Genomic DNA, 9918 nt, shown 5'->3' with positions numbered 1-9918 from the left:
GGCTCTCAGGCTGAGGGGCAGATCGAAAATATTGCGGTCAGCCTCGGCGATGTTGTAAAGAAGGGAGATTTAATTGCTGAGATTGACAGCTTAAGTCAACAAAACGCACTGAAAGAAGCACTGGCGTCACTTAATATTATTAATGCTCAGTATCGGGCAAAAGAAGCTCAAATACGTGAGGCTGAATCGGTATTTAAGCGTCAGAAGAAAATGTTTACAGGCGGTGCAAGCTCACAGTCAAGCTATGACAGTGCTGAAGCTACATTATCGGTTTACAACGCGGAACTAGAACAGATAACAGCACTAAAAGAACAATCACTGATCAGCGTTGATGATGCCAAATTGAATCTTGGCTATACCACGATTGTGGCCCCAATAGATGGAACGGTTATCTATGTCTCTGTTGCAGAGGGGCAAACACTAAGCAACCAACAGGAGACACCGAGTATTGTTGAACTCGCTCAGCTAAACACCATGACGATTAAGGCTGAAGTTTCAGAAGCTGATGTTATTCATGTTACATCGGGCCAACAGGTTTATTTCTCAATTCTTGGCGCGCCCAACCAAAAATATAATGGTGTTCTTCGTGCAATTGAACCAGGGCCAACGCTAATGACGGGCGATGACAGTCAACTCAATATAGGTGACAGCGATGCAATCTACTACAACGCCTTGTTTGATGTTGAAAACCCCGATCACATACTTCGAATCGGCATGACCGCACAAGTGTCGATCATTCTGGACAGTGTCGAAGATACGTTATTGGTCCCTTCTCAGGTGCTTATCGACAACCCTAATCAGGAGAATGGCTATCAGGTTCCAGTAAAGATAGGGGAAAAAGTCGAATACCGGGACGTTAAGGTAGGTATCAACAATAGTATTTACGCGCAGATCCTGTCCGGTCTTGAAGAAGGTGATGAAATTATAATGGGGGACTCTTCAGGTTCTGAACTCTCTGCATCCAGTCATCAGGCAGCACGTCGCCAACAGCCAATGGGGTTTTAGCATATGAGTGAGGTTCTATTAGATCTAGTCGGGGTAAGCCGCAGCTTCGCAGCTGGCGATCAAGAATTAACGGTACTTAATAAGGTTAATTTGCAGATACACCGTGGTGAAATGATTGCCATTGTGGGTACGTCCGGCTCAGGGAAATCCACATTGATGAATGTCCTCGGTTGTTTAGATAAACCATCGGCCGGGCGTTATCTTATCAATGGTCAAGATACATCCGAGATGGATGAAAATGAACTGGCGGCACTGCGCCGGGAGTATTTTGGCTTTATATTCCAGCGCTACCATCTTCTTGGGGATCTTTCTGCTGTTGCCAACGTTGAGGTACCTGCTTTATATGCCAGTGAAGAGAAAGCATCACGTCGATCTAAAGCAGAAAGTCTGCTTACCCGTCTTGGTTTAAGTGACCGATTGGATCATAAACCCAGTCAGCTTAGTGGCGGTCAACAGCAGCGGGTAAGTGTTGCGCGTGCATTAGTCAATGGCGGTGATGTTATCTTGGCCGATGAGCCGACCGGCGCGCTGGACAGTAGTAGTGGCGAAGAGATGATGAAACTGCTGCAGGAGCTACATAGAGATGGTCATACGATTATTCTGGTTACTCATGATCAAAATGTAGCTAAGTTTGCTGATCGTATTATTGAGATAAAAGATGGCGAGATCAAAAGTGATCGCCTGGCTAGATCGCAAGCAGAAATAATGGCTTCACCACAAAAAAAATTACCTGCCAAAACGATAACAAGCAAACGATTTGATTGGTCTCGGTATTTTGAAGCGTTAAAGATGGCGCTTATTGCCATGTCCAATCACAGGCTTCGTACATTTTTGACGATGCTTGGGATCATTATCGGGATCGCCTCGGTTGTGTCGGTGGTCGCGCTAGGTACCGGCTCGCAGGAATCTGTGCTCGAAAATATGGCCTCAATGGGAACCAGTACCATAGAGATCAAGCCGGGTAGCGGGCTTGGGGATCGCCGCTCAGGCAGAATACGAACGCTAACAGCCAGTGATGCAAATGCACTCAAGATGCTTCCATTTGTCGATAGTGTTACCCCGACAGTCAGGGCTAATGTTGCTATTCGCTACGCTAATCAAACAGTAAGCGGGGAAATACAAGGTGTTGGTACAGAGTACTTTAGGGTGCGCGGCTATACCTTAGCGCAGGGGCAATACTTTGATGATAACAGTGTTGAGGCCCTCGCTCAGGTTGCTATTATCGACTCAAATACCGTCGCATCGCTGTTTCCTGATGATGTTGCCATCGGCAAGGTGATATTTCTTGGTCGACTACCGGTCAGGATTATTGGAGTAACAGAGCCAAGGGAGAATGCCTTTGGCAATAGTGATGCATTGAATGTATGGATCCCCTATACGACCGTTTCCGGACGAATATTCAGACAAGATGATGTTAATGATATAACGGTACGCGTTGATGAGAGTGTCTCGAGCACTGCTGCCGAACAGGGGATCATCCGTCTTATAAAAATGCGCCACGGTGTAGAGGACTTCTTCACGGTAAATACCGACACAATCCGAGAAAACATTGAAAAAACGTCAGCAACGATGACCCTGCTTATTTCTACGATTGCATTTATCTCTTTAGTTGTAGGAGGGATTGGGGTGATGAATATCATGTTGGTTTCGGTGACAGAGCGAACGCGAGAGATAGGAATACGCATGGCAGTTGGTGCCCGTAAGAATGATATTTTACGCCAGTTCTTAATTGAAGCCGTTTTAGTGTGTATCTGCGGAGGTATTCTAGGGATCACTTTGGCTTTTTTAATTGGGCTCATCTTTGAATCAAACACCAGTAATTTTCAAATGATCTTCTCTATGAACTCCATTATTGCAGCTTTTTCCTGTTCAACACTTATCGGCATTCTTTTCGGCTATCTGCCGGCTCGAAGTGCCGCTAAACTTAACCCCGTCGACGCACTGGCAAGAGATTAATTATTATGAATAAAAATAGTTTTCACCTGAGTACGCTTATATTCTGTTTTTTGATATTGACTGGCTGCAGTTCGCTTAATCGTAGTGAGTTTGAGATGCCAGCAGTAGAGATCCCGAGTAATTGGCCGCAAGAGAGTGATTCTGTAACGTCGTCGGTACAATTGGATAAATGGTGGATGACGTTTAACAATCCGGAATTAAACAGCCTAATTGAAGGCGCTTTACAAACAAATAATGACTTAGCATTAGCCACACTGACGTTGCGTAAGGCGCGCCTTGAAGCGGGGCTAAGTGAGGATGATAAACTGCCGGATCTTTCATTTAGCGGTGCGCTTTCTAATAAAAAATACTTTGACAGTGGCGATACCGACAACAGTTATAGTACCAATACATCGCTAAGCTATGAACTAGATTTATGGGGGCAACTTGCAGCAGCAGCAGATGCAACGCAGTGGGCAGCTCAAGCAAGTTTCGAGGATAGAGAAAGTATTGCACAAGGTCTGGTGGTGACAGTTGCCTCTTTGTATTGGAAAATGGGCTATTTGAATCAGAGGATCTCTCTTGCTGAGTCCAATATTAAGGGTATTGAACAGATCATTGCGCTTACTAAGTATCGCTATGATAATGGCTCAACGACCCAATTAGCAGTGCTTGAATCGACTCAAAACCTATACAAACAACAGGTGAGTTTCAGTCAATTACAACAACAATTAACTGAAAGTAAGAATGCATTAGCAATGTTACTTAATCAGCCACAGCAGGATGCAATGTTAAGCATCGAAAAGCTGCCTGAAGGCACGTTGCCAGATATCGCCTCGGGTATTCCGGCCGATCTTCTCTTACGCAGACCAGATGTGAGATCATCCCTATATCAATTGAAGTCGATGCTTGCCAGTAAAGATGCGCTTGATGCAAGTTATTTCCCATCACTGACGCTAACTGGGGAGTTAGGTACATCATCATCAGACCTTGTAGAGTTATTGCAAAATCCAGTTGGGAAATTAGGTACAGAGTTAACACTGCCCTTTCTTAATTGGAATAAGATGAAACTTTATAAAAACATCTCTGAAGTGGATTATCAAACAGCGGTTATTAATTATCGTGTTACCCTTTACCAAGCTTTTGAAGAGGTGGCAAACTACCTATCTGCAAAAGAGCACTACCACTATCAAGGTGAAACACAGCAAGCGCAGTACACCAATACCCAAGAGGTTGAAAAGATTTATGCCAGCCAATATAGCGCAGGTGCAATTGATATGATTGACTGGATAAATGCACTAGAGGCGAAACGTGATGCACAAGCCTCGCTATTAGAAAATCACTATAATCAATTTATTATACAAGCTAAATTGTATCAATCATTAGGTGGTAAAGATATTGCTCCTAAAATACAAAGCAATAGCAATTAATATTAAGCCCAGCGGTTCCCGATAAAATAACTCGGGAAAAACAGGCAGACGGATTCAGTAGGATAAGGAACCAAAGTTGAAGCTATTCTATAAATTTTTCTTTGCATTTTGCATTACCAGCTTTGTTGCTGTGGGGTTAATGCTTTCATTAATAACCGTTAATTTATCGACCGGTTTTAATGATTTCGTTAATGCTGCGGAGCATAAGCAGGTTGCTGATTTAAAAAGTAGAATTATCTCTTTCTATCAGGCTAATGGAAGCTGGCAACTTCTTAAGGGAAATGAAGCGCTCTGGAAAGAGATGCTCGGTGCTACGACGGATCAACCTCTTCCTGCTGGAACGGTGACTACGTCATCCACAAACGCATCTGAAACCGATGATAGTCTGTTCGCGTTTAGTCGTTTATTGCAGACACAAAAACGATTAAGCCTATATGATCTTAATAAGCAGGTCATTATCGGAAAATTTTTAATAACTGATAACCCTTACAGCGAAGTTATCGAGCTAAATGGAGAAACAATAGGCTGGCTTAGCCTTGTCCCCTCTGAGCTTGCCGAGGGCAGTCCTGGAAATGAGTTTTTGGCACAACAATACAAAAGCTACTACATTATTGCACTTGCTGTTATCGCGTTGGCATTGGTAACTGCCTGGCTATTTTCAAGGCATCTGGTTGCGCCAATCAGTTCGCTTATTGATGGAACCTACACCTTGATTCGGGGTAATTACAGTATTCGAATTGAAAAGAAAACTAATGATGAATTGGCGTTATTATCCGATAATGTCAATGTCTTGGCTGAGACGTTGGACAAGAACCAGAATAATCGTTTTAAATGGATGTCAGATGTTTCTCATGAGTTGAAAACGCCGCTTACCGTATTAAGAGGGCAGCTTATTGGCATTCAGGATGGGGTGTTTGTCGCAGATGAGCAACGTGTTCAGCTATTTATCGATCAAATTGATAGCATGAACCATATTGTCAATGATCTCTATCAGCTATCTATCACTGACGTAGGTGGACTCACCTATAAGAAAGAACCGCTAAACCCCATTCAGATATTGCTTCAAGTTGCAGACAGTTTTACTGCGAAGTTTGAACAAAAACAACTGACTGTCGATTGCGCCCAACTCGCGCTTTTGATGGCGGATAAAAAATGTACCGTATTAGCGGATAAAGACAGGATAAGGCAGCTATTCGTCAACCTCTTCGAGAACTGTTGTCGTTATACAGACAAGCATGGCGATATCCATATTTCCGCGCAGATTATAGATAAAAATGTATATATTCAGATTCAGGATTCCGCTCCCGGGGTGCCATTAACTATTCAGAGTAAATTATTTGAACGCTTTTATCGGGTTGAGCCTTCTCGCAACCGAGGCTATGGCGGGTCCGGATTAGGGTTGGCTTTGTGCAAACAGATTGTCGATGCTCATCAGGGTACAATCAGCACCTCTGACTCATCACTAGGTGGGCTGAGTATCAATATAAGACTACCAGAACATAGGAGTTACCCGCAGTGAACAAACAGAAGATTCTTATCGTTGAGGACGAAGCTCATATTGCCGAGATACTGATCGCCTACTGTCAGAACAGTGGCTATCTTGTTGAACATTTAAGTAGCGGTAAAGATGTGCTCCGTTTCGTTAAAGAGAATAATATTGATCTGATGCTGCTCGATTTGATGCTGCCGGATATTAATGGCTTGGAAATCTGTAAGCAAGTTAGAACTTTCTCACAACTGCCTATTATTATGATCACCGCAAAAAGTGAAGAGATTGATAAACTACTTGGATTAGAGTTTGGAGCGGATGATTATATCTGTAAGCCATTTAGTCCCAGAGAGGTGATAGCGAGGATCAAAACAGTGCTCCGTCGAGTGATAAATAACGCAGCTGAAGTCGATGCCGCACATATCATTAAGCACTCTGGATTTGAGATGAAAACAGATGAGTATGAGGTTACCTTTAAAGGGCAGTTTTTGGATCTGACGCCAAGGGAATTCTTAATACTCAAGCTCTTTTTAGAAAATAGCGGCCGCGTTTTTAGCCGTGATGAAATTTTAGTTTATGCGTACAGTGACACATTGGATATATCCGATCGTAATATTGATACGCATATCAAAAACATTCGTAAAAAAATTAATCAAATAGCAGATCAAGTAGAGCCGATCCGCTCAGTTTATGGGATTGGCTATAAGTTTAATAAGCAATAATAAAATTGCGGAGATCCACTTATTGATTTTTTACAAATCAATTTATTAGCCTAACAAAGGTTTATTCTGCTTATCTGGAAACTACTCAATTTCAACTTAATGATGGCAAAAGGCAAGACCCCATTGCCCCGCCGAAGAAGGTAGGGTTCGAAATTAAGAACCCTAACAGTATTTTATTGTGCCGATTATTGAGCGCCGGACTGCACATTCTGCTGCAAAGCGATGGGATGACAATTTTTAATCGTCACTTTTCCCTGTAACAAGTTGCCCTTGGAATATTCGTTAAAATGGCAGGTATTGGTTTGTGGATCATAGTTTTCGATCCACAAATTATCGTCTTTCCAGGTCGCGAGAATATGTTTCTGACCATCCGGTACAGTAATTGACATCACACCCCCATAACGTTTTACAAAAACTTGCTCAAAATGAAAATAGTAAGCCAGCAAACCAATAAAAAATACAATGGAACACGTAATCAGGGCAGATTTCCATTTCTTGTTCTTACCCAATAGAAAGCCCAATACAGCCATTATTGCGATAACAACAGCCCAGTAAAAATAAGTAATCATCCTCAACTCCTCGTGGTGGGTTTAAATTTTATGATGGTTTAAGACACGTTAACACGTTTAAAAATCCCCGGGTTTTATAAAATGGTGTTTCTTTAGGCGTAGCGAAAAGTATATCACGAGATTTGGTGACTTGTGGGTTTGGGCGTTGTGATTATTTAGGGGAAGCAGGGGTAAAGCGTGGCTGTGATTTTGTAAAAGAGTTGAGTTAAAAGGCGGGCATCTAAACCTTTTCTTCTTTTAAAAATTGGCTGATAAAATTGATATTAGAGAATAATAAGCTGAGGCTATATATCCCCAAGCACATCAAATAGTGGAAATGTAAGCTATACCAGCTCGCTTTTCCCCGAAAGCGAACGTCGTAATGGCCAAGTTAATTTGGCCACTTTTTTTGTTTTGTAAGGCGAAAAGGGGGCACGAAGCGCCTTAGCTTTTTGTTATCTAATCCCAATTTATTAAGTCCACCTTGATTTATGATCAAAACATTGTGCTGTGTAATACTTTTGTTCTTATTACATATAGTATGATGACTTTTTTAATGTTCTGATTTAATTAATAAAAGGTAAGGGTGTCTAGCCTTGCTACTAGGAGACAGAATGACTAAGTTAACTATTAAAATATTTTTTTTATTCGGAGTGTTATTTTTACAGGGCTGCACTGATGTAGTCTTGCCCAAAGTAGGCTTAAGTTTACCAAATCAACGAGTAGAGCGTTGGGTGAGAGATAAAGAAGCGATGCAGATTGAAGCGCAAAAGTCGGATATCGATCTGCAAGTCTTGGTGAGTGATAATGATGCAGCCACTCAAATTCAGCAATGTGAAGCTTTGTTAGCTCAAGGTATTAAGCTTTTAATTTTAGTGCCTTATGATGCCAGCAGTGCCGCCACTATTGTAGAGCTAGCGCATAAACAAGGCGTACCTGTTATCTCTTACGATCGCCTTGTTCTTAATGCTGACGTGGATCTGTACCTCTCATTTGATAATGAAGAGGTCGGACGGATCCAGGCTCGTTATTTATTAGAGCAAGCCCCAAAAGGAAAATATATTGTATTAGCAGGCTCTCCTACCGATAACAATGCCAAAATGTACCGTGCGGGTGCGATGGAATTGTTGCAGCCTGAAATTGATAATAAAAATATTGAACTTTTACTTGATACTACTGTAATGGACTGGAAACCGATAGAGGCATATCGCTTAGTGAAAGAGGAGTTATCTCAGCTTAGTAGCCAAGGGAATTTAAAACAGTTGTCAGCGGTATTAGCACCTAATGACAACACCGCTAGAGGGGTAATAACAGCGTTGGCCGAAGCTGGTTTAGATGGCCAACAAGTAGTAGTGACTGGACAGGATGGGGGGATAGAATCTTCTAAGTTGATAGTGTCAGGTAAACAAGGAATGACAGTGTTTAAAGATACACGATTACTGAGCAAAAAAGCGATTGAGATGAGTGTGAAAATACTCAATGGTGAGCAGTTATCTGTCACAAGCCACGTTAACAATGGCTTATTCGACGTAAAATCTATTTTGCTTAAGCCGACACTGGTTACTAAAAACAATTTGGATCAAATCTTTATTGATTCCGGCTATATTCGTCGCCAAGACATCTACGGTATCGAATGAACACTGCACTGGGGAAAGCTCGGAACAAATTAATGCGTGATAGAAGCTTTAAAGCTTCTATCACGCATTTTTATTCTTCCTCTATTAGGGGGAAACTGATTGTCAGATTCACCCTAATATTTTGTGTTTTTTCATTTATATTTAGTGCGGTTATTTATGATTCTGCTCAATCTTTCTTGTCTAACGAGATAGAGGAGTCCACATCAAGAGCCCTTGATGCCGTGCAGAGCATTGCTGAAACATCAATTAACACTGCTGTTAGCAGCTATTTGCGACCTGTTGTCCAGCAGTATGATAGACAGTTAAGATCTAGGTTCATATCAGAAAAAGTAGATAAGCAGCTAGTCAAAGAGATGGCTAATCCCCTTCATTTAAGTTTACCATCGGCAATCACGGCCTCAAAAATTGAGAATTATCTTGTTAATGTTAATGGGGAGTTATTAACCCCCAGCAGGCACAATATCTCCGGTGACAGTTTATGGTATTTGCGAGATAACAACGGCCGCTTTTATTTCCAAGCGATTGCAACAATAGCCAGAGCTTTACCCCCAGGCGAAACAGGTACTGTCTATTACTGGCAAGATGAACAATTGATTATTGCAGTGTTCTCTTTTATCAAAGAATTAGATTGGATTGTGGTTACAAGTGCACCACGAAATGCGTTAATTTACCTTCGCACTATGGAGCTTATTCGTGATGAGTTGGTGGCACAAAAAGTGGGCAAGCATGGTTCCATTGAGGTTTTTAATGAGCTAAACATGCAGCTTGTGCATTCGGCAAGTCAATTCGAATATAATATCCGCTCAACTGAAACACATCAAAAAATTCGCCAGATAAAAAAAGGAAAATTGACTACCTTTGAACGATTCGCTGATATAAATAGCGTTGAATATATTACCACTTCAGCGCAGGTACAAAGTGATCAGTTATTGGAAAAGCAATATCGTTTTACCTACTTACCTGATCTACAGTGGTATTTAGTGGTCGGGGTTGATTTAGATGAGGTTTATCAACCACTAACACGATTAACTATTATCTTCATAGCTTCAACCGTGCTATTTGTTATTGTGATAGTCTTTGTTTCTTTGAAAATAACCGATCAGGTTATTTTGCAAGATATAACAAAAATCAATACTGGCATAAATAAATTTA

At 41.6% G+C, this 9918-nt stretch carries 8 protein-coding genes; 7 read left to right on the top strand and 1 reads right to left on the bottom strand.

The annotated features are described in order from the left end of the window. The 5 genes from ACJAT7_RS15830 to ACJAT7_RS15810 form a co-directional block, all read left to right on the top strand. Positions 1 to 1005, top strand: a 1005-nt coding sequence (locus ACJAT7_RS15830; protein WP_415227771.1) for an efflux RND transporter periplasmic adaptor subunit, incomplete at its 5' end; no start/stop codon positions are given. A gap of 3 nt (positions 1006 to 1008) precedes the next feature. Then, positions 1009 to 2961, top strand: a complete 1953-nt coding sequence (locus tag ACJAT7_RS15825; RefSeq protein ID WP_415227770.1) for a MacB family efflux pump subunit — start codon at positions 1009 to 1011, stop codon at positions 2959 to 2961. A 5-nt stretch (positions 2962 to 2966) separates the two neighbouring features. Continuing rightward, a complete protein-coding gene (locus ACJAT7_RS15820; protein ID WP_415227769.1) occupies positions 2967 to 4370 on the top strand; it encodes an efflux transporter outer membrane subunit in 1404 nt (467 codons plus the stop codon). 76 nt (positions 4371 to 4446) lie between these two features. Next, positions 4447 to 5889 carry an ATP-binding protein gene (locus ACJAT7_RS15815; RefSeq protein WP_415227768.1) on the top strand — a complete coding sequence of 481 codons (1443 nt, stop codon included), beginning with the start codon at positions 4447 to 4449 and terminating at the stop codon, positions 5887 to 5889. After that, on the top strand, positions 5886 to 6581 hold the full coding sequence (locus ACJAT7_RS15810; protein ID WP_415227767.1) for a response regulator: 696 nt from the start codon (positions 5886 to 5888) through the stop codon (positions 6579 to 6581). Before ACJAT7_RS15815 ends, ACJAT7_RS15810 begins: the two co-directional genes overlap by 4 nt. 185 nt (positions 6582 to 6766) lie before the next feature. Here the strand turns inward: ACJAT7_RS15810 and ACJAT7_RS15805 are convergent, their stop codons facing one another. Further along, positions 6767 to 7150 (bottom strand): hypothetical protein, encoded by a 384-nt coding sequence (locus ACJAT7_RS15805; RefSeq protein WP_415227766.1) that lies wholly within the window; start codon positions 7148 to 7150, stop codon positions 6767 to 6769. A 593-nt stretch (positions 7151 to 7743) separates the two neighbouring features. Here ACJAT7_RS15805 and ACJAT7_RS15800 point away from each other — a divergent pair. After that, positions 7744 to 8766: a sugar ABC transporter substrate-binding protein gene (locus ACJAT7_RS15800; RefSeq protein WP_415227765.1), complete on the top strand. Its 1023-nt coding sequence runs from the start codon at positions 7744 to 7746 to the stop codon at positions 8764 to 8766. A gap of 32 nt (positions 8767 to 8798) precedes the next feature. After that, positions 8799 to 9918: cache domain-containing protein (locus ACJAT7_RS15795; RefSeq protein WP_415227764.1), on the top strand; the 1120-nt coding region annotated here is incomplete at its 3' end.

The organism is Psychromonas sp. (assembly GCF_047632995.1).
In the GTDB taxonomy this organism is placed as follows: domain Bacteria; phylum Pseudomonadota; class Gammaproteobacteria; order Enterobacterales; family Psychromonadaceae; genus Psychromonas.
This window is presented reverse-complemented; position numbering and strand designations above follow the sequence as displayed.

Excerpts from the sequence above, each read along its gene's own strand:
- ACJAT7_RS15820 (WP_415227769.1), top strand. The coding sequence starts at position 2,967 with ATGAATAAAAATAGTTTTCACCTGAGTACGCTTATATTCTGTTTTTTG.
- ACJAT7_RS15825 (WP_415227770.1), top strand. The coding sequence starts at position 1,009 with ATGAGTGAGGTTCTATTAGATCTAGTCGGGGTAAGCCGCAGCTTCGCA.
- ACJAT7_RS15805 (WP_415227766.1), bottom strand. The coding sequence starts at position 7,150 with ATGATTACTTATTTTTACTGGGCTGTTGTTATCGCAATAATGGCTGTA.
- ACJAT7_RS15800 (WP_415227765.1), top strand. The coding sequence starts at position 7,744 with ATGACTAAGTTAACTATTAAAATATTTTTTTTATTCGGAGTGTTATTT.